Raw genomic sequence first — 21,820 nt, 5'->3', positions numbered from 1 at the left:
ATCGTCGCCCGGCATCCGCCGACACCTTCCGATCTGCTGACGCCACATGTTCCAGGGAGCACTCTGAGATGGCTCAACCTGTCACCGACGCCGAGTCCAATCCGTTCGCCCGGCAACGCCCCAGCCGGATGCCGTACCACCGCTACCAGCCCTACCAGGAGCAGTTCCGGGTTGAACTGCCGGACCGCACCTGGCCCACCCGCACCGTCGACGCCGCCCCCCGGTGGTGCGCGGTGGATCTCCGCGACGGCAACCAGGCCCTGATCGACCCGATGTCGCCGGAGCGCAAGCGCCGGATGTTCCAGCTGCTGGTCCAGATGGGCTACAAGGAGATCGAGGTCGGCTTCCCGTCGGCCAGCCAGACCGACTTCGACTTCGTCCGGCAGCTCATCGAACAGGACATGATCCCCGAGGACGTCACCATCCAGGTGCTCACCCAGTGCCGGGAGCACCTGATCGACCGGACGTTCGAGTCGCTGCGCGGCGCCAGGCGGGCCATCGTGCACTTCTACAACTCGACCTCCACCCTGCAGCGGCGGGTGGTCTTCGGCCTGGACAAGGACGGCATCGCCGACATCGCCACCACCGGTGCGCGGCTCTGCCAGAAGTACGCGGAGATCCACACCCCGGACACCGAGATCTTCTACGAGTACTCGCCGGAGTCGTACACGGGCACCGAGCTGGAGTACGCGCTGGAGGTCTGCTCCCGGGTGATCGACGTGATCGACCCGACCCCCGACCGGCCGCTGATCATCAACCTGCCGGCCACCGTCGAGATGGCCACCCCCAACGTGTACGCCGACTCGATCGAGTGGATGCACCGGCACCTGCCGCGCCGCGACAGCGTGGTGCTGAGCCTGCACCCGCACAACGACCGGGGCACCGGCGTGGCCGCCGCCGAGCTGGGCCTGCTGGCCGGCGCGGACCGCATCGAGGGCTGCCTGTTCGGCAACGGTGAGCGCACCGGCAACGTCGACCTGGTGACCCTGGGGCTCAACATCTTCTCCCAGGGCATCGACCCGATGATCGACTTCTCGAACATCGACGAGATCCGGCGCGCGGTCGAGTACTGCAACCAGCTGCCGGTGCACGAGCGCCACCCGTACGCGGGCGACCTGGTCTACACCGCCTTCTCCGGCTCCCACCAGGACGCCATCAAGAAGGGCTTCGACGCCCTCGCCGCCGACGCGAAGGCGGCCGGCGTACCGGTGGACGAGCACACCTGGGCGGTGCCGTACCTGCCGATCGACCCGAAGGACCTGGGCCGCACCTACGAGGCGGTGATCCGGGTCAACTCGCAGTCCGGCAAGGGCGGCGTCGCGTACATCATGAAGAGCGAGCACCAGCTGGACCTGCCGCGCCGGCTCCAGATCGAGTTCTCCGGGGTGGTGCAGCAGGTCACCGATCACGACGGCGGCGAGGTCGACCCGGCCGCCATGTGGGAGATCTTCGCGACGCACTACCTGCTCGACCACCAGCCCGACCCGGCCGTCCGGCTGGCCGGCTACACGATCGGCACGGCGGACGGCAAGGTCGAGATCGAGGCCCAGGTCGGGGTGGGCGGCGAGCAGCGGTCCCTCGCCGCGGTCGGCAACGGCCCGATCGACGCGTACGTCAACGCGCTGCAGTCGGTCGACGTGGGCGTGCGGGTGCTCGACTACCACGAGCACGCGCTCTCCTCCGGCGGTGACGCGCAGGCGGCCGCGTACGTGGAGTGTGAGGTGGACGGGAAGACGGTCTGGGGTGTCGGCACCGACGCCAACATCGTCACCGCGTCGATCAAGGCGGTCACCAGCGCCGTCAACCGCGCCCGTCGCTGATCCCAGGCGTCGCGTCCCCGAGGTGGTCCGCTACCTCGGGGGCGTGGCGGCGGGCAGCGAGTGGCAGGGCTGCGACGGCGGGGCTTCCCGGGGCGGTCGGTGGACCAGCACGAGGGCCAGCACCGCGCCGGCCAGCAGCAGCCCCGCGCACCAGGCCAACGCCGCGCGGTACGCGTCGGTCAGGTCGGCCTTCTGCTCGTAGCCGGCGCCGGAGAGACCGACCAGCAGCGGCAGCGCCGCCACCGCGAGCAGGCCGCCGGCACGGGACGCGGCGTTGTTGAAGCCGCTGGCGACCCCGGAGAACCGGTCCTGCACGGCCGCCAGCACCGACGCGGTCAGCGGTGCCACCACCAGGGTCAGCCCGATGCCGAAGAGCAGCACGCCGGGCAGCACGTCGCGCCAGTACGACGCGCCCGGTCCGACGCCGCGCAGCAGCAGCAGACCGACCGCGGCGATCACCGGTCCGACGGCGAGTGGCAGGCGCGGGCCGATCCGCGCCGACAGTGCGCCGGCCCGCGCCGACCCGACCAACAGCAGCAGCGTCATCGGCAGCAACGCGATGCCGGTGCGGAAGGCCGACCACTCGACGACGTTCTGCAGGTAGACGGCGAAGAAGAAGGTGAAGCCGCCGAGCGCCGCGTAGACGACCACCGTGAAGAGGTTCAGCACCGAGAAGAGTCGGCTGCTGAACAGCCCGGTGGGCAGCATCGCGGCGTCGCCACGCCGCCGCTCGAGCAGCACGAAGGCCACCGCGGCGAGCACACCGACCGCCGCCGCGATCAGCACCTCGGCGGAGTCGAACCCGCGAGCCGGCGCGTCGATCAGGGCGTAGGTGACGCCGGCGAGCGCGAGCGCTCCGAGGACGGCTCCGGCGACGTCGAACCGACGCCGGGTCCGGTCCCGTCCCTCGGTCCGGGAGGCGCTCTCGTCCCGGCTCTCCGGCACCCAGCGCAGCGCGGCCAGCAGCACCAGCACGGCGATCGGCAGGTTGAGGAAGAAGATCCAGCGCCAGGAGAGCGCGTCGATAAGCCAGCCGCCGATGAACGGGCCCAGCGCGGTGGACACGCCGGACAGTCCGGCCCAGGCGCCGATCGCGCGGCCCCGGTCGTCGGGGTGGAAGCTCGCCTGGAGCACCGACAGCGACCCGGGCGTGAGCAGCGCGCCGCCGGCGCCCTGGAGGAACCGCGCTCCGATCAGCCAACCGGTGTCCTGGGCGAGCCCACAGAGCACGGAGGCGGCGGTGAACCAGACCACGCCGATGAGGAAGATGCGTCGCCGGCCGAAGCGGTCCCCCAGCGCACCACCGAGCAACACGAACGCCGCCAGCATCAGCAGATAGCCGTTGACGGTCCACTGGAGATCGGCGACGTTCGCGCCGAGATCCTGCCCGAGCCTCGGCAGCGCCACGTTGACGACGGTGCTGTCGAGGAAGACCATGCCAGAGGCGAGTACGGCGGCGAGCAGCGTGCCCCGGCCGGCGGTGGTGCCCATCCGGAGGGCTGCGGCCGGCACGGGTGCGGTCATCCCACCAATCTGCCTTGCATCATGTGGGAGACGCCACGAAACGCCGAAACCGTTCCCGGGTACTGTGCGCAATCGCCGGGAGCCCCCAAGCTGGAGAGGTGTCGTCTGTGCGTACCAGATCAGGACCGCGAGCGGCGGTGGCTGCGCTTGCCGCGGCGCTGGCGCTCGGCGTGGCCGGTTGCGTCCCGCCGGATGAGCCGGCCACCCCGCCGCCGAGTGACGGCGGCAACGCGGTGGAGCAGTTGAGCGAGCTCACCGTCGCCACCGCCGGCTCGATGAAGGGCTACAGCCGGGACCGTTTCCCGCACTGGCGGGACACCGGCAAGAACTGCGACGTCCGGGACAGCATCCTCCAGCGCGACGGCAAGGACGTGAAGCTCTCCGGCTGCAACGTGGTCGGTGGGCGCTGGGAGAGCGTGTACGACGGTCGCAGCTTCTCGGATCCCTCCGACGTGGACATCGACCACATGGTGCCGTTGGCCAACGCGTGGCGCTCGGGTGCCGACGAGTGGGACAACGCGAAGCGCGGTGACTTCGCCAACGACACCACCCGTCCGCAGCTGTTCGCGGTTTCCGCCTCGTCGAACCGGGCAAAGGGTGACCAGGACCCGTCCCAGTGGAAGCCGGCAAACCGATCGTACTGGTGCAAATACGCCCAGGACTGGGTGACGGTCAAGCACTACTGGCGGCTGACGGTGACCAGCGCCGAGAAGGCCGCACTGACCGACATGTTGGAGGGCTGTTGAGTGGGGAGCCAATCGTGACCGCCGCCGGGGAGGGCGTCCCGTCCGCGGCCGGCATGACCGCCGACGGCACCGCCGAGACTCCCGCCGCCGTGCCAGGTGCCGGCATGGTCGCGGATTCCGGCGGCGCGGCCGGCCCGCAGAGCCGCACCACCGACATCGTGCCCGGCCCGGGCGGCGTGATGACCGACGAGGTCGGCGTCGTCACCGGTGACCTGACACTGCGCACCGAGTACGCGGACGGCAAGGTCACAGTGCGGGTGCAGTACAAGGACGCGGACGAGTGGTACGCGGTGACCGGCACGTCGGTCACGCTGGCCGACCCGGCCGGGCTGGACGCGGTGCACGGCGTCGCGGTGGGGCTGCTGAACCGCCCCGAAGGCTGACGACCGCCGGCACCGCGTCCGGCGGCTCAGACGTACGAACCGGGCTCGGTGGGCGCGGAGACCATGCCCGGCGCGTCCCCCTCGCCCTCGGGCCGGACTATCTGCGCGCTGACCCCGTGCGGGCGCAGTTCGCCGCTGGCGATCTGCTCGGCGAAGTGACACGCCACCCGGCTGCCACCGATCTCCCGCAGCACCGGTCGCTCGTCGGCGCAGCGGGTGGGCTGCGCCCACGGGCAGCGCGTGTGGAAGCGGCAGCCGGACGGCGGGTTGGCCGGCGACGGCAGGTCACCGGCGAGCAGGATCCGCTCCCGGCGGTCCTCCACGTCGGGGTCCGGCACCGGCACCGCGGACATCAGCGCCCGCGTGTACGGGTGCAGCGGCTCGTTGTAGAGCCGGTCGCTCGGCGCCTCCTCGACCAACGCCCCCAGGTACATGACGCCGACCGTGTCGGAGATGTGCCGGACCACCGCGAGGTCGTGCGCGATCACCAGGTAGGTCAGCCCCAGGCTGTCCTGGAGTTCGTCCAGCAGGTTGACCACCTGGGCCTGGATCGACACGTCGAGCGCCGAGACCGGCTCGTCGGCGACGATCAACTCCGGCCCGAGGACCAGCGCGCGGGCGATGCCGATGCGCTGCCGCTGCCCTCCGGAGAACTCGTGCGGATAGCGGGACAGCGCCCAGCGCGGCAGCCCGACCGCGTCCAGGGTCTCGCCGATGATCCGTCGACGGTCGGTGCGGTCGGTGCCGATCCCGTGGGTCTGCAGGCCCTCGGTCAGGATCGACTCGACGTTCTGCCGGGGGTCGAGACTGGACATCGGGTCCTGGAAGATCATCTGCATCCGGCGACGCATGCCCCGCAGCTTGCCGGGCGGCAGCGTGGTCAGCTCGACACCGTCGAAACTGACCTCACCGGCGGTCGGCGGGGTGAGCTGGAGCAGCGCCCGACCCAACGTGGACTTGCCGCAACCGGACTCACCCACCAGGCCGTACGTCTTGCCCCGCGCGATGCTCAGGTCGACCCCGTCGACAGCCTTCACCTGGCCGACCACCCGGTCGAAGAGCACCCCCCGCTTGATCGGGAAGTGCACCTTCAGATCGCGCACCTCGACGAGGACGTCGTTCTCGCTCACGCCAGCACTCCGCTTCGCTCCGCGCCGGCGCGAGACGCCACGCTGCTGTGCCTGATGGTTCGCTCGCTACGCTCGCTCACGCTGATTCCTCCTCGCGCGGGGCGGGCACCGTGCCCGGCACCGGCTCCGGGTTGACGCACCGGTAGCTACGTCCGTCGTGCGCGTGCACCAGCTCCGGCGGCTCACCCACGCACTCGTCGGTGCGTCGGGCGCAGCGCGGGGCGAAGGCGCAACCGTCCGGCCAGGGCAGCAGGTCGCGGACCGAACCAGGAATCGGGTTGAGCTTCTCGCCCCGCCCGGCGTCCAGGCGCGGCACCGAACCGAGCAGACCCACCGTGTACGGGTGACGCGGCTGGCGGAACAGCGGACGACGGCGGGCCGTCTCCACCACCCGGCCGCCGTAGAGCACGTTGACGGTGTCGCACATGCCGGCCACCACGCCCAGATCGTGCGTGATCATCAACAGCGCGGTGCCGGAGTCCCGGACCAGTTCCTTGAGCAGCTCCAGGATCTGGGCCTGAATGGTGACGTCGAGCGCGGTGGTCGGCTCGTCGGCGATCAGCAGCCGCGGCTGGCAGGCCACCGCCATCGCGATGAGCGCACGCTGACGCATCCCACCGGAGAGCTGGTGCGGGTACTCCTTCAGCCGCCGCTTCGGGTCGGGGATGCCGACCCGGTCGAGCAGCGCCGCCGCCTCCTTCGCCGCGGTCTCGCCCTTCATCCCCCGGTGCCGGGTGAGCACCTCGGTCACCTGCAACCCGATCGGGATCACCGGGTTCAACGAGGAGAGCGGATCCTGGAAGATCATCGCGATGTCCCGACCCCGGATGTCCCGCCGCGACCGGTCGTCGAGCTGGAGCAGGTCGGTGCCGTCGAAGACGGCCTTGCCGCCGACCCGCAGGCCCGGCTGCTTGGGCAACAGACCCATGATCGCGAGCGAGGTGACGCTCTTGCCGCAGCCGGACTCACCGACCAGGCCGACCACCTCACCGGCGTCGACCGAGAAGGACACCCCGTCGACGGCGTGCACGGCCCGCTGACCGCGGCGGGCGAACGTGACGGAGAGATCTTCAACTTCGAGCAGTGCCATGCCGTACCGGCCTTTCGTTCGCGACTGCGGGGCTCGCAAGCTCACTCCTCGCGCTCACGGCACTACTTCCGCAGCTTCGGGTCGAGGGCCTCACGCATCGCCTCACCCAGCAGGGTGAAGCCGAGCGCGGTGATGATGATCGCGACCGCCGGGTAGATCGCCAGCGACGGCCGGATGCCGAGGTACTGCTGCGCGTCGGCGAGCATGACCCCCCACTCCGGTACGGCGGTGTCCGGGTTGCCGAGACCGAGGAACGACAACGCCGCAGCCTCGATGATCGCGGTGGCCAGGGTCAGGGTGGCCTGCACGATCACCGGGGCGAGCGAGTTGGGCACCACGTGGGTCAGCGCGATCTTCGACTTCTTGACGCCGAGCGAGGTGGCCGCCAGCACGTAGTCGCTGTTGGCCTGCGAGATCATCGAGCCGCGCAGCAGCCGGGCGAACACCGGCACCGAGACCACACCGACAGCGATCATCACAGTGGTCAGGCTGGCCCCGAGCAGGGCGGCGATGCTCACCGCCAGCAGCAGGCTCGGCATCGCCAGCAGCATGTCGATGAAGCGCATCAGGGTGGTGTCGACCCACCGCCCCCACCGGCCACCGAGACCGGCCGCGGCACCGGAGATGCCACCGATCAGCGCGCCGATGGCCAGACCGATCAGGGTGGAGACCACACCGACCAGCAGGGTCTGACGGGCTCCCACGATCATGCGGCTGAACTCGTCACGGCCCTGGTGGTCGTAACCGAACCAGTGATCGCCGTCGGGCCCGGGGATGACACCCGGCTTGATCAGCCCTTCCCGGATACCGATCGTGTCCGTCGGCGCGTACGGCACGAGGAACGGGCCGAGCACCGCGACCAACACGAAGATCGCCAGGATGACCGCACCGACGATCGCGGCCGGGTTGCTCCGGAGTCGGCGGAACGCCTCCTGCCAGAGGCTGACACCCCGCTCGTCGTCGCGGGCGGCCAGTTCGGAGAGCCGGTCGATCTTTTCGCGCTTCTTGCCCGGGCTGAGGGTCATCGCACCCTCACCCTCGGGTCGATGAAGCTGTAGGAGAGATCAACCAGGAGGTTCACCAGCACGTACACCACCGCGATGATCAGGATGAAGCCCATCAGCACCGGATAGTCGCGTTGGCCGATGGCCTCGGCGACGAACGCTCCGATGCCACTGAAGGCGAAGACGGTCTCGGTCAGCACCGCGCCGGAGAGCAGGCCACCGGCGAGCAGACCGATCGAGGTGGCCACCGGCAGCATGGCGTTGCGCAGCACGTGCCGGCGACGGACCGTCTGCTCGGTCAGGCCCTTCGCCTCGGCGGTGCGTACGAAGTCCTCGTTGAGCACCTCCAGCACGCTCGCCCGGGTGATCCGGACGATGATCGCCAGCGGGATGCTGGCCAGCGCGATGGCGGGCAGCACCAGATGCCAGAGGGCGTCGGCTGCGGCGTCCCACTCCCGGGTCATCAACCCGTCGAGGACGAAGAAGTTGGTCACCCGGGTCGCCCCGAGCGTCGGGTCCTGCCGGCCGCTGGACGGGAACCAGTGCAGGTTCTCCGAGAAGATCGCTTTGAGCACGTAGCCCAGGAAGAAGACCGGGATGCAGATGCCGATCAGCGAGCCGCCCACTGACGCGTGGTCCAGGAAGCGGCCGCGACGACGGGCGGCCAGGTAGCCCAGCGGGATGCCGACACCGATCGCGATGATCATCGCGGTGATGGTCAGCTCGACGGTGCCGGGGAAGCGCTCGATGAACTCCGTGGTGACCGCCCGCTTGGTGGAGGTCGAGGTGCCCAGATCGAGCTTGATCATCCGCCGTACGAAACGGCCGTACTGGACCAGGATGGGCTCGTCGAGCCCCATGTTGCGGCGGATCGCGGCCCGCATCTCGGGGGTGCCGCGCTCGCCGAGGATGGCGGTCTCGGGGCCGCCGGGGAGACGGCGGAGCCAGATGAAGAGCAGGAGGGAGAGCCCGAACAGCGTGGGTATCAGCTGAAGCAGGCGCCTGACGATGAACCGGAACACGGCGGCCTCGAAGGGGTGCGGAGGGTTGCGGGCGGGCGCTGTGCGACAGCGCCCGCCCGCGTTCCTTGCTGCGTCAGATCAGGACTTACTTGAACTCGGCGGTGGCGAAACGCTCGTCGGTGAGCGGGCTCGCCTTGACGCCGGTCACGTCCTTGCCGAACACGATCGCCGGCGGCGAGTGCGAGATCGGCACACCGGGCAGGAACTCCATCACGGACTTGTTCAGGGCCTTGTACTTCTCGGTACGGGCCGCGATGTCGGCGGTGGTGTCCGCGTCCTTGAACTGGTCGAACAGGGCCTTGTTGTTGAAGCCCCACTCGTCCTTCGGCCGGTCGAAGAAGGTGCCGATGAAGTTGTAGGCGTCGCCGTAGTCACCGGTCCAGCCCAGGAAGTGGATGTCGTGCTTGCTACCCGAGGTGGTGGCGTTCAGGTAGTCCGGGCTCCACTTCAGCGGGATCGCCTCGACGGTGATGCCGACGGCCTTCAGGTCCGCCGAGAGCAACTCGAAGATGTCCTTCGGGTTCGGCATGTACGGCCGGGTGACCTCGGTCGGGTAGTGGAACTTCAGGGTCAGGTTCGACGCGCCGGCCTCGGCCAGCAGCGCCTTCGCCTTGGCCGGGTCGTAGGTGTACTTCGGAACGTCGCCGTTCCAGCCCTCGACGGTGTCCGGCATGAAGTTGTCGGCGACCTTGGCGCCCGGCGGCAGCTTGGAGGTGACGAGCTGCTCACGGTTGAGGGCGTACGCGATGGCCTGCCGGACCCGGAGGTCGGCGAGCTTCGGGTTGCCCTTCTGGTTGATCGCCAGGTAGAGCACGTTGAACGCCGGCCGGGTGAGCATGTTGAAGCCTTCGCTCTTCAACGGCTCGACGTCGGCCGGGCCGACCAGGTCGTAGCCCTGGATGTCACCGGAGCGCAGCGCCTGCTTGCGGGCGTTCTCGTCCGAGATCGTCTTGAAGATGAGGGTCTTCAGCTTGGCCTTGGTGCCCGAGTAGTCCTCGTTGCGCTCCAGGGTCAGCGTCTTGTTGGCGACGTCCCAGGCCTTGAACTTGAACGGGCCGGTGCCGGTCGGGTGCTCCGTCGCGTACGACGGGTACTTGATGTCCTCGGCGGTGCCCGCGACGTTGCTGGCGTCGAACTCCTGCAGCGCCTTCGGGCTGTGGATGGAGAACGAGGGGAGCATCAGCGCGGCCGGGATCTTGCTGGAGACCCGGGTGAACGAGAGGTCCACAGTGGTCGCGTCCTTGGCGGTGCACGACTTGAAGAGGCTCGGCGGGAGGTCCGCGTTCTCGTTGTTGGCGAAGCCGCCCATGACGTCCTGCCAGTACGCGGTGACGTCCGGGCTCTGCATGAGGCCCTTGGCGTTGTACCAGCGGTTGAAGTTGACGCAGACGGCCTCGGCGTTGAAGTCGGTGCCGTCGTGGAACTTCACGCCCGAGCGGAGCTTGAAGGTCCAGGTGGTGCCGGCGGCGTCCGGGGTCCAGGACTCGGCCAGGCCGGGGGTGACCTTCGTGCCACCCTCCTCCGGTCGGACCAGGGTCTCGAAGACCTGACGCGCCACACGCAGCGACTCACCGTCGCTGGCGAAGCTCGGGTCGAGCACCTTCGGGTCTCCGGCGACGCCGAAGACGAGGGTGTCCTTCTTGCTTCCACCGGATTTGTCGTCGCGGTTGCTCTCGGCGCAGCCTGCTACCGCGAGGGCCGCGACCGCGACGGCCGCGATCGCGACCTTCGGCCTGGGTGCACGCATGTGTGCTTCACCTCGTCCTTGGGGGTACGGACAACGTGGTGACAGGGGTCACCGATGGCGGTGACCATAGCTCCCGATGCGACCAGCCGGAAACAGCCGGGTGGACTGTTGGTATCGGATCGTGCCTCAACCGCCGCTTGACATTCGATTCGTAGGCAAACGGCGGCCAAAACCGATCAATCAGCACCCGCGATGCCAAACTGTTACGTCGAACAGCCCCGATGAGGGCACAGGTGTCAGATCATTTCCGGGCAGGGACACAGCGGTGGCCGGCACCCACCCGGGTGCCGGCCACCGGTCGTACATCAGGGTCAGACCGCGCGACGCCCCTCGAAGGCCCGACCGAGGGTGATCTCGTCGGCGTACTCCAGATCGCCGCCGACCGGCAGCCCGCTGGCCAGCCGGGTCACCGAGATGCCCATCGGCTTCACCATCAACGCCAGATAGGTCGCTGTCGCCTCGCCCTCGGTGTTCGGGTCCGTGGCCAGGATCAGCTCCCGCACCCCGCCGCCACCGAGCCGGATCATCAACTCCCGGATGCGCAGATTGTCCGGACCGATCCCTTCCAGCGGATTGATCGCACCGCCCAGCACGTGGTAGCGACCGCGGAACTCACCAGTCCGCTCGATGGCCACCACGTCCTTGGGCTCCTCCACCACGCACAGCACCTCGTCGGTGCGGCGCGGGTCGCGGCAGATCCGGCACTGCTCGGACTCGGCCACGTTGTAGCAGGTGGTGCAGAACCGGACCAGCTCCTTGACCTTGCGCAGCGCGCCGGCCAGCCGGTTGACGTCGGCCGGATCCGCCGAGAGAACGTGGAACGCGATCCGCTGAGCGCTCTTCGGACCCACGCCCGGCAGCCGACCCAGTTCGTCGATCAGATCCTGGATGGCACCTTCGTACATCTGCCGGCTCAGAAACCGGGCAGGCCGAGGCCGCCCATGCCGCCGGCGACCGGGCCCATCTTGCGCTCGGTCAGCTCCCGGGCCGCCTCGGCGGCGTTGTGCACGGCCGCGATGACCAGATCCTCCAGCGTCTCCACGTCCTCCGGGTCGACGGCCTTCGGGTCGATCTTGATGGCCTTCAGCTCACCGGAGCCGGAGACGGTCGCGGTGACCAGCCCGCCACCGGCGGTGCCGGTCAGCTCGGCCTCGGCCAGCTCGGCCTGCGCGGCGGCGATCTGCTGCTGCATCTTCTGCGCCTGCTTCAGCATCTGCTGCATGTTCGGCTGTCCACCTGGGCGCACGGGATGGCTCCTTCTCGCACTCGTCTGCTCGACCGCCGCTCAGCCTATCCGCTGGGACCGACCTCGCCCCGCCCGGTGCGTCCGCCCACGCCGGGCTCTCCGGGTACGGCTACCCATACCCCGAACCGGCCATCTGGTGGTAGTGCGCCCACCGCCGTCGCGCTGGTCTGCTCGGGGTATGAACCTCACCCGTACCGGCCGGGTCGGCGCGCTGTGCTGGCTGGCGGCCGCGCCCGTCTTTCTCGTCGCCAGTCTGGTCACCGGGCTGCGCTGGCGCGAGCCGACCTACAGCTGGGCCACCCACAACATCAGCGACCTCGGCAACGTCCACTGCGGCAACTGGGACACCACCCGCCCCCGCTACGTCTGCTCGCCGTGGCACCCACTGATGAACACCGCGACCCTGGCCACCGCCGTACTGCTCGCCGTCGGGCTGCTGCTGACCTGGCGGATCCTCGGCCGCGGCCCGGTGGTGCGCTCGGCCCAGACCCTCCTGTTGCTGGCCACCGGCGGCTACGCCCTCGCGGCCGGCTACCCGGCCGACGTCGACGAGAACCTGCACGTCCTCGGCGCATTCCTGATCATGGGTCTGGGCAACGTCGGTCTGCTCCTCGCCGGCTTCGCCCCGAGCGGCACGACGCTCGGCCGGTACCGACGACTCACCCTCACCGCAGGGCTCATCGCGCTGGCCGGGACGACGTTGTTCGCCGCCCAGCAGGGCCTGGCAATCGGGGTAGGCGGCATGGAACGAATAGCCGTCCTACCCTTCCCCCTCTGGGCCTGCGCCCTAGCCGTCCTCCTAGCCGAACCCCACCCCACCCCCACCCGCGTCGATCATGGAGTGGTGTTGCCTGAATAGACCAGTGACGGGTGGTTTGTCACCCACCACAACTCCATGATCGACGACGCAGGCCATGACTCGTGCGGCAGGAGGGTGGGCCTTAGCGGGCGTCCACCTCGTTGATCTTTTCGGCGCCGAAGGCCTCCCGGAGCAGCCGTACCGCCTGCTCCTCGCTCGACTCCCGCGCGGTCTTCTCGTCGATGATCTCGTCCAACGGCTCGTCGCCCGGGTCGAACCCCTCATAGACCGGGGTCGCCGCCGGTGCCGCGCCGCCGGGCCGACCGGCTCGCGTCGGACCGTCGAAGTCCGGGTCGTAGGGCGGCTCGCCGGCCCATTCGGCGTCCGCGACGGGCCGGGCCGCCGCTCCGGTACGCGCACCGCGCCCCGCCGCCGCCGCGCGAGCCGCGGCGATGGCGCTGCTCACCGGGGCACCACCGGCTGTCGCCGGCTGCCGGGCCGCCGGTGTCGGGTTACCCCGCCCGCCCGGCCTACCGCCACCGGCCGCCGCCCCGGGGCCACCCGAACCACCGGGTCCGGCACCGTTCGCACCGCCGCCGTTGGTACCCCCGCCGTTGGTACCCCCGCCGTTGGTGCCGGTGCCGTTGGTGCCGGTCACCGCGCCGCCGTTGGTGCCGCTGCCGTTCGCGTCGCCGCCGTTCGCGCCGGTCGACGCCGACGCGGGCTGGGAGCCGTCCGGGCTCGATCCGCTGCCGGCCGACGCACCGCCGGGTTGGGCGGCCTCCGGCCAGTCCTCGTCATCCGTCGCCTCGGCGACGGGGGCGCCGCCGCCGGGGCGGGCCGCCTCCGGCCAGTCACCCTCGTCGTCGGCTGCCGGGGCGGACGGCACCGCACCCTGTCGACCCGCACCCTGACCACCGCCACCCGCGCCGACACCGCCCCGCGAAGCCGGGCCGGTCGGGTTCACCGCCGTGCGCGGCGCACTCGTCGGGCCGGCAGCGCCGCTCGGGGCGTTGGGTGTCACAGCCCCCGGCCCGGCGGCGTTCCCACTTGGCGCGTTCGTGCCAGCCGCTGCGCCGATGCCTGACCCGGGGTTCGAGCCCGGCGCAGCGTTGGGGCCTGACCCAGGGTTCAAGCCAGGCGCGGGGTTGGAGCCCGGCGCAGCGTTCGACCCTGACGCAGGGTCGAAGCCTGACGCGGGGTTCGTGCCAGGGGCGGCGTTCGAGCCCGGCACGGAGGGCGAGCCAGCGGCGGGCGAGCCCGGCACGGCTGGCGGTGCGCTCGTCGGGCCGGCCGTCGGGGTCGCGGCGGGCGAGGCTGCGGGGCGGGCCGGGGTGGCGGGTTGCGAGCGCGGAGGGCCGGACAGCGATGCGCCACCGCGCTCGCCGGCCACCTCACACCGGATCTGCCAGCGCCCGCCCAACTCCTCGTAGAGCGCGTCGGTGAGCACCGCCGCGTGGTCGGCCATCATCTTGGCCAGCACCGTGGACTTCACCGTCAGGACCAGCATGTCGCCGTCGAGTTCACGGACCACTGCGTCCCGCATCAGAGCGGCGATCCGCTTGTTGGTCCGGTTGACCTTGCCGACCACGTCGGGCCAGACGCGGCGCACCGCGACCGCATCCAGCGCGGGAGCCGGTGCCCCCGGGCGGGGCGGCGCGGGCGTGGCCGGGTCGGGAAGCACCGCCGACGGTGGCACCACGCGACGCGGGGCCGGCCCGGTGGGTGAGACCGGGACGGTCGGGTCAACAGTGACCGAGCCGGTCGACGCACCCGGGGACGCGGGGATCGGCGAGTCGGCCGTCGACACGTACGAGGCCGGCGCACCGGAGGTCGGAGCACCCGAGCTGGGAGCGCTTGAAATCGGAGCGTCGGAGGCGGGTGCCCCGGTGGCCGAGGCGGCCGGCGCGGAAGCACCCGGGGACGCGGCCGGGTCGACCTCCCACGGCGGTGCGGAGGTCGGAGCGTTCACGGGGGTGGCGGCAGCCGGGACCGGTGCGGCGGGCTGTGGGCGTACCCCTGGGTGGTTGGCGGGCGCGGAGCCGGCGGCTGCCGACGGCGCGTCGGTGCCGCCCACTGTGAGCCGGCGTTCCATCCGTTCCAGGCGCTGGAGGAGGCCGCCGGTGGAGTCGTCGACGCCGGGCAGCAGCATCCGGGCGCAGATCAGCTCCAGCAGCAGGCGGGGCGCTGTGGTGCCGCGCATCTCCACCAGGCCGTCGTGCACGATGTCGGCGCAACGGGAGAGCGTGGCCGGGCCGAGTTGCGAGGCCTGGGCGGCCATCCGCTCGATCTGGTCGGCCGGACCGTCGATCAGGCCCTTCGCGGCGGCGTCCGGCACCTGCTGGAGCACGATCAGGTCGCGCAGCCGTTCCAGCAGGTCGGAGGCGAACCGGCGCATGTCGTGCCCGGCCTCGGCGACCCGGTCGACGGTGGCGTAGGCGGCGGTGCCGTCACCGGCGGCCAGCGCGTCGCACATCTCGTCGATCAACGCGGAGTCTGTGACCCCGAGCAGGGACACGGCCCGGGCGTAGCTGACGCCCTCCGGGCCGGCGCCGGCGATGAGCTGGTCGAGCACGGAGAGGCTGTCCCGCATGCTGCCGCCACCGGCGCGCACCACGAGCGGGAAGACCGCCGGCTCGACGGCGACGCCCTCGGCCTGGGTGAGCTGCTCCAGGTACGGGCGAACCACCTTCGGCGGGAAAAGCCGGAACGGGTAGTGGTGGGTCCGTGACCGGATCGTGCCGAGGACCTTCTCGGGCTCGGTGGTGGCGAAGATGAACTTGACGTACTCCGGGGGCTCCTCGACCAGCTTGAGCAGGGCGTTGAAGCCCTGGGTCGAGACCATGTGCGCCTCGTCGATGATGTAGATCTTGAAGCGGCTGTTGGCCGGCGCGAAGAAGGCGCGCTCCCGCAGCTCGCGGGCGTCGTCGACACCACCGTGGCTGGCCGCGTCGATCTCGATCACGTCGATCGAGCCGGTGCCGTCGGCGGCCAGCGAGCGGCAGGACGCACACTTGCCGCACGGCTCCGGGGTGGGGCCCTGCTCACAGTTGAGCGAGCGGGCCATGATCCGGGCGCTGGTGGTCTTGCCGCAGCCACGGGGGCCGGAGAAGAGGTAGGCGTGGTTGAGCCGGCCGCTGCGCAACGCCTGCGACAACGGCTCGGTGACATGCTCCTGCCCGATGACCTCGGCGAAGGTACGTGGCCGGTACTTGCGGTACAGCGCCAGCGTCACTCGTCCCGCCTCCTCTCGACCGAGCCATTCTGCGCCGGTCGGGCGCGGGTGACCACCCACCCCGCCGCGGCGCCCGGGCCTACGAACCTGATCGACTCGGCTTCCTGGCTTGATCGACTCGGCTTCCTGGAAACCGCGGTGTCCGCCTGGCCGGGACACCGCGACATCGTGAATGTCGAGTGGATCAACCAGCCCACAGACAAAAAGGCCTCCCGTGCACCCGGCAGAGCTCGCTTATCCTTGCTGCCTTCCGGCCCTGGGGAGGTTCACGAGATACCGCCGCACGGGAGGTGACGCCCAGCCTACCCGACCGCCCGTCGATCTTCAGGGGGTGGTGGGGTGGCCCGGCCGACACGGGCCTGTATCCTGGCTCGCGGAGGATTCGCCTAGAGGCCTAGGGCGCACGCTTGGAAAGCGTGTTGGGTTTACACCCTCACGAGTTCGAATCTCGTATCCTCCGCTCGCCTGAGCAGCACGAACGACAGGGCCGGCCCCAACGGGGACCGGCCCTGAGTCGTCTGTGCGGCGGCGTCAGCCGACCACCTGGACGTGCTCCGCGCCCTGCCCCGAGAACCACGCCTCCAGCTCCGCGCCACCGAGGGCCCGGGTCGCCCCCTCGTCGACAAGGACCGGACCGACGACGGCACCCTTCGCGCCCTCGAACTGGCTGCCGAACATCCGCGCGCCGGTCAGCACCGTCGGCATGCTCGTGCTGCCGAGCGTGCTCCAGCGCAGGCTGGCCAGCTCAAGATTGGCGCCGCGCAGATCGGTCTTGTAGAGCTTGGCGGAATTGAGAATCGCGTGCCGGAGATCCGCCCCTTCCAGAACGGCGTCGTCGAGCTGCACCGCGAACAGCCGAGCCGACCGGAACAGCGCATTACCGGCCGAACAACCGACCATTTCCGCCTTGGCCAGGTCGGCGAAGGAGAAATCAGCGCCCTGCAACTCGGCGTTGCTCAGGTTGGCGTCGCCGAGGTTGGCCTCCTCGAATCGGACGCCGACCAGGTGCGAATTGGCGAGATAGGCGCCGGCCAGGTCGAGACGGCTGAGGTCCGCGCCGCGAAAATCCAGAAAATCCCCGGACAGGTACGCCGTGGCCGAAGCGTCGGCGAACCACTCCTCCAGCGCTTCCCGCGCGTCGGGGCTGTCCGGCCAGCGGATCACGTCGCCGCTGGCCCGCTTGTATCTACTCATTTGTCGAACACCACCTTGCCGTCCCACTCCGGTCGACCAGCGACCCGCGCCTTGAGATCGGCCAACGCACTCGGCGACAGGCTCCGGGTGTTGAGAATGACGTTCTGTCCACCGGCGACCTCGTCGGCGAGTTTCTGCTCGAACTCCTCGCCATCGTAGCGGCCCTTCATACCCTCGGGCATCGGCTCACCAGCCCGCCGCCCGGCGGGGAACAAATCATTGGGGGACTTGACGTCCCAGTTCTCCCCGTTGGAATCGACGAACTCGCCCTGGTCCTTCTGGAATGCGGGATCCGAGTTGTCGAGTTCAGCCCGCTGGATGGGCCCGGGGATCTTGCCGTCCGCCTCGGCCGCGAGCCCGACCTCGGCCTCGATCCGGGACTTCGCGCTGATGTTGCCGTTGTGGGCCGGGTCGGCGGCGAGTTCCTCCAGCCGCCGCTCGTACTCGGGGGTGCCGGGCTTGGGGGTCTGGTAACCGTCGTCCCCGCCGGACGGGCGACCCGGTGCGTCGCCGGAGTCGCCGCCCGGCCGTCCGAGCTTGAACTCCTCGGCGGCGAAATCCTGCCCGCCGGTGACGGTTTCGGGCACCTCGCTGGAGCTGCGCCGCCGCTGCCCCGGGATGTCGCCGTCGCCGTCACCCGGCCGCGACGTGTTTCCGCCGTCACCGTTCCCGCCGGGGGGCGTCTTGGGTTTCGCCATCGTCTTCGCCCTAGCCGTTCAGCAGCTTGGACAGGTTGGTGAGGCTGGAGATCAGTGCGCCGACGTACGTCAGGATGCGCCCGCCCCACTTGACGACGGCCGCCACGATCGACGCGGCGATCGCCGGGATGGTGACCACGAAGATCGCCTCGACGGCCCAGACGATCACCCGCGCCACCAGGTCGGCGATGAGGTCGCGGACGACATCGCGGGTGAACGCCACCAGGTTCCCGGCGGCCTGGGTCGCGGCGGCCATCGCGGCGGAGATGCCGCTCAACGCGTCGATCCCGGTGACGTTGTGCGCCATCAACGTCTGGTACGCCGTGGCGGCCTGGCCCTGCCAGCCGGGCAGGTCCACCCCGAGGCTGGTCTTCAGGTCGGTGGCCATGCTCTCCAGTTCGGAGGCCATGTTGTTCCAGGTCGCCGCGTGCGCGGTCACCACGTCGGGCATCCCGGTGAGTTGGTCGAGGATTTCGCGCAGCGGTTCGAAGTACTCCATCGCCCAGCCCAGCCCGTTGGCGAGCAGAGCGCTGAAGGGATCCAGCACCGTCGCGACGGCCTCGACGCCGAACGCCGCACCGGCCAGCAGGTCGTCGACCCAACCCTCGCTGTGGATGGCGTCGACCAGACCCTGGAAGCTGTCCGCGGCGGCCGCGCCGGTCCAGGGCTTACGGGTCGACTGGACGTCGGCGATCAGCGAGGCGTCGGTCATGACGTCGGGTCCAGTTGGCTGCCGACCTTGCGGATCGTGTTGTCGGAGTCGACGTCGGCGTTGTCGTAGTTGTCGGCGGTCGTGCCCAGCCCCTTCACCACCAGGGCCAGGTTCTCCTCGGCGTACGCGATCAGCTCGTCCTGCCGGGTGTGCCGGCCCTCCAGGATCCCGGAGATCCACCCACACAACAGCCCGTACGCGGCGTCGTCCTGGGTGATGTGCGCGCTGGCGTTCTTGACCGCGCCGAAGCGGGCGCGCAACGCCTCGATGTTGCGTGCGTGCTGACGGATCTGTTCGGCGTCGACCTCGAACCCGCCGCTCACCGGATCACCACCGGCTGTGCTGCTCGTCCGGGCCACCGACTCCGGGCTCGGCGTCGCGCAGTTGCTGCCCGACGCGTTCGGCGATCGCCCGCGCGGCAGGCGAGTCGGTGCCCAGGGTGTCGCTGATGATCTCCTGAGCGCGGTCGGCCAGTTGCCGCTTGGCCGTAGCGATCGTGGTCATGATCGTCCGGGCGACGACATCGGGGGCGACGCGTTGGACCCGCTGCCCGAGGTGCAGGTCGACGAGGGCGCCCACGGAGTCGACGGTGACCTCCACCAGCCCGTTGCCGTCGGCGACCGTCACCCGCAGTTCCTGGATGCGCTCGCTCATCGCGTCGGTGGCGGTCGCCAGCTGGTCGAGGCGACCCCTCCACTCGGCGAGCCGATCCATGGCAGCGCCCGGGTCCAGCAGCCCTCCCGCGTGCGGAACGTCGGCCGTCATGTGTCCCCTCGGACGCTCAAGATGATCATGCTTGGCTGAGCGAGATTAACATGAGAGCGCCTCCACGACCGTCCACCTGGGACACGGCCCGCCCCTCGGCCCAGCGCGGCCGAATGTGCCCCAACCCGTCACCTTCGTCGAGATCTTGGACAGTTTCCGTCCGCGCAGAACGGAAACTGTCCAAGATCTCGGCACCGGGGCCGGCGCGACTGGGGAGGGCACGAGATGCACTCAGAACAGCGGGCCGCCACTCTGCGGCCCGGCGATCCGGAGACCGTAGCGCTGGGGCCAGACGATCGCCGTCCGGTCGGACAGACCGCTCCACGTCCTGTTCTGCGGTACCAGCCCACCGGCTGAGCCGTAGAACGGGTTGACGACCCCGGACGGATATCCGGCGAGGTCACCCTTCACCTCTTCCCCGGGGGACGCCACGAGGGCGTCGAACCCGGTGGCGCGGCTGAGGTTCAGCAGCGCGACGGCGGAACCGAACCTGTCGCCCTGCTCGGACCCGTCCGGGACGGCCGAGTGGTTCTGGTCGAACGCCTGCGCACCGGCCCCCGTCAGCCTCGCGGCGGATCCCTTGAGCAGTGTGACGCTGCCGGCGTCGACCCGCGAGCCAATGTCCTCGCCGGGGGCGCCGACCAGCACGTCGGCCTTACCGTCACCGGTCACGTCGCCGACCGCCAGCGCGCCACCGAAGCGGTCGTCAGACTCGGGGTCGTCCGGCACACCGGCCGTACGCTGGGTGATGATCTGAACGGCGCTGCTGGACAGGCCGCCGGAGCGGCCGGCGAAGGCCGCGACGAGGCCGCCGTTGATGCCGGGGGTCTGCGCGCCGGGGGCTCCGACGACCACCTCGCCCAGCCCGTCGCCGTTCAGGTCGCCGACGGCGAGCGCATCGCCCAGGTACCAGGCGACGGTGCCGGTCCCATCGTCGGGTTCGATCGCCGCACCCGTGACCGAGGTGGCACCGGCGGATGACACACCACTCGCCGAGCCCCACATCAGGGTGACCATGCCGCTGCCGCCCCAGCTCACGCCGTCGTTTTCCCGGGGAGCGCCGATGACCAGGTCCTGGTACCGGTTGTTGTCGACCTTGCCGATCGCGAGCGTGTAGCCGAACTGGTCGTTGTTCTCGGCCGACCCGGGCACCGCCGTCTGGTCCTGGTGGAGGTGTTGGGCCCCGGTGACGGTGAGGCCGGCCGGCGCACCGAAGAGGACGGTGACCGCACCGGCGCTCGCCTTGGTGCCGATCGACTCGCCCCAGGCGCCGATGGCGAGGTCGTCGCGGCCGTCGGCGTTGATGTCACCGGCGGCGAGAGCGGCCCCGAACTGGTCGAAGCTTTCCGGATTGTCCGGAACACCGGGCGAATCCTGGTTGAAGTGGACGGCCGAGTCGACCACCAGGCCGTCGCGGCCGCCCGGGATGACCCAGACCCCGCCGGCGTGCGTCCTGGTACGGGGATCAGGCTCGTCCGGGTTGCCGATCGCCAGGTCGTCGTAACGGTCGCCGTTGAAGTCCCCCGCTACGAGCGCCATGCCGAAGGCGACGGCGCCGCCGTCCCCCGCGATGGCACCCATCAGGTAGTCGACCTTCGCGGCCGAGGAGTACCGCACGGTGACCACGCCGGCCGGGACCAGCGGCAAACTGTAGTAGGACGGGTCGCCGGTCACCGCGATGTCGTCGATGCCGTCGCCGTCGAAGTCGGATCGGCCGGCACCGGTGCCGCGCAGCCGGGGCGTCGCCTTCAGCACTGACACCTCGTGGTGCTGGAGCACGACGCCGCCCCGGGTGATGGTCTGGACGCCGTCCGCTGCCTGCGCGGGGGCACTCACCGCCAGGCCGGCCAGAACAATGGGGAGAACCAGAAGAGATGCGCTTCGTTGCACAGAGACCCCGTTTCGATAGGCGCCAGGAAACCATAGGTAGTCGACCGGGCCATCGAAATGAGGCGAACGGACAGTGCGGTGACGAACCATCCCGGCTGATTCGGGGGTGAGCGCGGACGGCGGGTACGGTCCCGGGGCCGGTGGAGCCCGCCGCCGTCGTACACATGTTCTATCCACACCCTGTGGACGACGGGGGACTGATGAGTTACCAGCTCAGCGCGGTGGTCGCGGACGCCGAACTGCTCCGCGAGCAGACCGCCGAGCTGGATCACGCGGTCCTCGGCGAACTGCGCCAGGACTTCGCGCTGCTGCCCGTCACCCCACAGTTGGTGATCGAACTGACCGGGTCGTTGCCGGATTTCGCGACTGACGACCGGAGCGCCGAGCGCCCGTTCGGCCTGGTGCTGTCCACGGCCCTGGTCGAGGTGCTGACCCGCTGGTCACAGTCGGGGCCGGTGGCGTACCTGGAGGCGGAGTTCGGTGCCGGTGCCGGCTACCAGTCGGCGGCGGTGTGGCTGGGCGGGGAGCTGTCCTGGGGCCCGTGCTTCGACGACGAGTTGGAAGCGCCGCGCCCGCTCTGGCCGATCAACGGGGCCCTGACCCGGCTCGGCGTCGAGCCCGGCACCTGGATCGACCCGTTCGCCGAACTGGGGTTGCACCTGGAGCGGAACACCGACGGCTGGTTGGCGCACGGGCGGCGTCGGCTCAGCGCCGACTACTGGGACGAGCTGGTCGAGCAGTGGGAAAATCAGTAATCCGGCCACTGGCAGCAACCTGAATGCTCCCGTTCCGTTGGGGACTGGGGGATTCCATGA

General features: G+C 70.3%; 20 protein-coding genes, 1 tRNA gene and 1 other RNA gene. 6 read left to right on the top strand and 16 right to left on the bottom strand.

Translation table 11 applies throughout. From position 1 onward, the window contains the following. Positions 1-68: 68 nt before the first annotated feature. On the top strand, positions 69-1,820 hold the full coding sequence (leuA, locus tag QCZ28_RS04445; RefSeq protein ID WP_279515346.1) for a 2-isopropylmalate synthase: 1,752 nt from the start codon (positions 69-71) through the stop codon (positions 1,818-1,820). Positions 1,821-1,850: 30 nt separating this feature from the next. On the opposite strand, the gene QCZ28_RS04440 is transcribed toward leuA, so the two are convergent. Continuing rightward, entirely contained in the window at positions 1,851-3,344 is a 1,494-nt protein-coding gene (locus QCZ28_RS04440) for an MFS transporter (protein WP_279515345.1), read from the bottom strand. 107 nt (positions 3,345-3,451) lie between these two features. Here QCZ28_RS04440 and QCZ28_RS04435 point away from each other — a divergent pair, with 107 nt between their 5' ends. Further along, entirely contained in the window at positions 3,452-4,090 is a 639-nt protein-coding gene (locus tag QCZ28_RS04435) for an HNH endonuclease family protein (protein WP_210859005.1), read from the top strand. Beyond that, the gene (locus tag QCZ28_RS04430) at positions 4,084-4,473 is read left to right on the top strand and encodes a hypothetical protein (RefSeq protein WP_279515569.1); all 390 of its coding nucleotides are present in this window, start codon (positions 4,084-4,086) and stop codon (positions 4,471-4,473) included. The genes QCZ28_RS04435 and QCZ28_RS04430 overlap by 7 nt, the downstream gene beginning before the upstream one ends. Positions 4,474-4,499: 26 nt before the next feature. Here QCZ28_RS04430 and QCZ28_RS04425 read toward each other — a convergent pair whose 3' ends face one another. From QCZ28_RS04425 to QCZ28_RS04395, 7 genes are all read right to left on the bottom strand, one after another. Continuing rightward, positions 4,500-5,603, bottom strand: coding sequence for an oligopeptide/dipeptide ABC transporter ATP-binding protein (locus QCZ28_RS04425; RefSeq protein WP_279515344.1), 1,104 nt, complete (start codon positions 5,601-5,603; stop codon positions 4,500-4,502). A gap of 76 nt (positions 5,604-5,679) precedes the next feature. Continuing rightward, positions 5,680-6,693, bottom strand: coding sequence for an ABC transporter ATP-binding protein (locus QCZ28_RS04420; RefSeq protein ID WP_279515343.1), 1,014 nt, complete (start codon positions 6,691-6,693; stop codon positions 5,680-5,682). 62 nt (positions 6,694-6,755) lie between these two features. After that, positions 6,756-7,718 carry an ABC transporter permease gene (locus QCZ28_RS04415; RefSeq protein ID WP_088987229.1) on the bottom strand — a complete coding sequence of 321 codons (963 nt, stop codon included), beginning with the start codon at positions 7,716-7,718 and terminating at the stop codon, positions 6,756-6,758. Beyond that, the gene (locus QCZ28_RS04410; protein ID WP_030328131.1) at positions 7,715-8,719 is read right to left on the bottom strand and encodes an ABC transporter permease; all 1,005 of its coding nucleotides are present in this window, start codon (positions 8,717-8,719) and stop codon (positions 7,715-7,717) included. Before QCZ28_RS04410 ends, QCZ28_RS04415 begins: the two co-directional genes overlap by 4 nt. 85 nt (positions 8,720-8,804) lie before the next feature. After that, entirely contained in the window at positions 8,805-10,466 is a 1,662-nt protein-coding gene (locus tag QCZ28_RS04405; RefSeq protein ID WP_279515342.1) for an ABC transporter substrate-binding protein, read from the bottom strand. Between the two features lie 311 nt (positions 10,467-10,777). Continuing rightward, complete coding sequence (gene recR, locus QCZ28_RS04400) at positions 10,778-11,371, bottom strand: recombination mediator RecR (RefSeq protein WP_030328135.1); 594 nt, start codon at positions 11,369-11,371, stop codon at positions 10,778-10,780. Between the two features lie 8 nt (positions 11,372-11,379). Further along, complete coding sequence (locus QCZ28_RS04395; RefSeq protein ID WP_030328137.1) at positions 11,380-11,688, bottom strand: YbaB/EbfC family nucleoid-associated protein; 309 nt, start codon at positions 11,686-11,688, stop codon at positions 11,380-11,382. Between the two features lie 202 nt (positions 11,689-11,890). On the opposite strand from QCZ28_RS04395, the gene QCZ28_RS04390 reads away from it, so the two are divergent. After that, positions 11,891-12,571, top strand: a complete 681-nt coding sequence (locus QCZ28_RS04390) for a DUF998 domain-containing protein (protein ID WP_279515341.1) — start codon at positions 11,891-11,893, stop codon at positions 12,569-12,571. 82 nt (positions 12,572-12,653) lie between these two features. Here the strand turns inward: QCZ28_RS04390 and QCZ28_RS04385 are convergent, their stop codons facing one another. Next, the gene (locus tag QCZ28_RS04385) at positions 12,654-15,746 is read right to left on the bottom strand and encodes a DNA polymerase III subunit gamma and tau (protein ID WP_279515340.1); all 3,093 of its coding nucleotides are present in this window, start codon (positions 15,744-15,746) and stop codon (positions 12,654-12,656) included. Positions 15,747-15,949: 203 nt separating this feature from the next. Beyond that, an RNA gene (gene ffs / locus QCZ28_RS04380) (signal recognition particle sRNA small type) lies at positions 15,950-16,039 on the bottom strand. 82 nt (positions 16,040-16,121) lie between these two features. Between ffs and QCZ28_RS04375 the strand changes: the two genes are divergently transcribed. Then, positions 16,122-16,206 (top strand) — tRNA-Ser (locus QCZ28_RS04375). Positions 16,207-16,277: 71 nt separating this feature from the next. Here the strand turns inward: QCZ28_RS04375 and QCZ28_RS04370 are convergent. The 6 genes from QCZ28_RS04370 to QCZ28_RS04345 form a co-directional block, all read right to left on the bottom strand. Further along, positions 16,278-16,940: a pentapeptide repeat-containing protein gene (locus QCZ28_RS04370; RefSeq protein WP_279515339.1), complete on the bottom strand. Its 663-nt coding sequence runs from the start codon at positions 16,938-16,940 to the stop codon at positions 16,278-16,280. Next, positions 16,937-17,638: a hypothetical protein gene (locus tag QCZ28_RS04365; protein WP_279515338.1), complete on the bottom strand. Its 702-nt coding sequence runs from the start codon at positions 17,636-17,638 to the stop codon at positions 16,937-16,939. Before QCZ28_RS04365 ends, QCZ28_RS04370 begins: the two co-directional genes overlap by 4 nt. Before the next feature lie 10 nt (positions 17,639-17,648). Further along, positions 17,649-18,350, bottom strand: coding sequence for a hypothetical protein (locus QCZ28_RS04360; protein WP_279515337.1), 702 nt, complete (start codon positions 18,348-18,350; stop codon positions 17,649-17,651). After that, a complete protein-coding gene (locus QCZ28_RS04355; protein WP_279515336.1) occupies positions 18,347-18,673 on the bottom strand; it encodes a type VII secretion target in 327 nt (108 codons plus the stop codon). The genes QCZ28_RS04360 and QCZ28_RS04355 overlap by 4 nt, the downstream gene beginning before the upstream one ends. A gap of 4 nt (positions 18,674-18,677) precedes the next feature. Continuing rightward, positions 18,678-19,115 (bottom strand): YbaB/EbfC family nucleoid-associated protein, encoded by a 438-nt coding sequence (locus QCZ28_RS04350; protein WP_279515335.1) that lies wholly within the window; start codon positions 19,113-19,115, stop codon positions 18,678-18,680. A gap of 231 nt (positions 19,116-19,346) precedes the next feature. Further along, positions 19,347-21,005 carry a hypothetical protein gene (locus QCZ28_RS04345; RefSeq protein ID WP_279515334.1) on the bottom strand — a complete coding sequence of 553 codons (1,659 nt, stop codon included), beginning with the start codon at positions 21,003-21,005 and terminating at the stop codon, positions 19,347-19,349. 200 nt (positions 21,006-21,205) lie between these two features. Here QCZ28_RS04345 and QCZ28_RS04340 point away from each other — a divergent pair, with 200 nt between their 5' ends. After that, complete coding sequence (locus QCZ28_RS04340) at positions 21,206-21,760, top strand: hypothetical protein (protein ID WP_279515333.1); 555 nt, start codon at positions 21,206-21,208, stop codon at positions 21,758-21,760. The last annotated feature ends 60 nt before the right edge of the window (positions 21,761-21,820 follow it).

Origin of the sequence: Micromonospora sp. DH14 (assembly GCF_029809455.1) — a bacterium.
Classification (GTDB): Bacteria; Actinomycetota; Actinomycetes; order Mycobacteriales; family Micromonosporaceae; genus Micromonospora; species Micromonospora parva.
The sequence above is the reverse complement of the archived record's forward strand: the minus strand, read 5'-3'. Positions and strand labels throughout refer to the sequence as shown.

Excerpts from the sequence above, each read along its gene's own strand:
- QCZ28_RS04415 (WP_088987229.1), bottom strand. The coding sequence starts at position 7,718 with ATGACCCTCAGCCCGGGCAAGAAGCGCGAAAAGATCGACCGGCTCTCC.
- leuA (WP_279515346.1), top strand. The coding sequence starts at position 69 with ATGGCTCAACCTGTCACCGACGCCGAGTCCAATCCGTTCGCCCGGCAA.
- QCZ28_RS04440 (WP_279515345.1), bottom strand. The coding sequence starts at position 3,344 with ATGACCGCACCCGTGCCGGCCGCAGCCCTCCGGATGGGCACCACCGCC.
- QCZ28_RS04395 (WP_030328137.1), bottom strand. The coding sequence starts at position 11,688 with ATGCAGCAGATGCTGAAGCAGGCGCAGAAGATGCAGCAGCAGATCGCC.
- QCZ28_RS04420 (WP_279515343.1), bottom strand. The coding sequence starts at position 6,693 with ATGGCACTGCTCGAAGTTGAAGATCTCTCCGTCACGTTCGCCCGCCGC.
- QCZ28_RS04340 (WP_279515333.1), top strand. The coding sequence starts at position 21,206 with ATGAGTTACCAGCTCAGCGCGGTGGTCGCGGACGCCGAACTGCTCCGC.
- QCZ28_RS04365 (WP_279515338.1), bottom strand. The coding sequence starts at position 17,638 with ATGGCGAAACCCAAGACGCCCCCCGGCGGGAACGGTGACGGCGGAAAC.
- recR (WP_030328135.1), bottom strand. The coding sequence starts at position 11,371 with ATGTACGAAGGTGCCATCCAGGATCTGATCGACGAACTGGGTCGGCTG.
- QCZ28_RS04360 (WP_279515337.1), bottom strand. The coding sequence starts at position 18,350 with ATGACCGACGCCTCGCTGATCGCCGACGTCCAGTCGACCCGTAAGCCC.
- QCZ28_RS04350 (WP_279515335.1), bottom strand. The coding sequence starts at position 19,115 with ATGACGGCCGACGTTCCGCACGCGGGAGGGCTGCTGGACCCGGGCGCT.
- QCZ28_RS04390 (WP_279515341.1), top strand. The coding sequence starts at position 11,891 with ATGAACCTCACCCGTACCGGCCGGGTCGGCGCGCTGTGCTGGCTGGCG.
- QCZ28_RS04370 (WP_279515339.1), bottom strand. The coding sequence starts at position 16,940 with ATGAGTAGATACAAGCGGGCCAGCGGCGACGTGATCCGCTGGCCGGAC.
- QCZ28_RS04405 (WP_279515342.1), bottom strand. The coding sequence starts at position 10,466 with ATGCGTGCACCCAGGCCGAAGGTCGCGATCGCGGCCGTCGCGGTCGCG.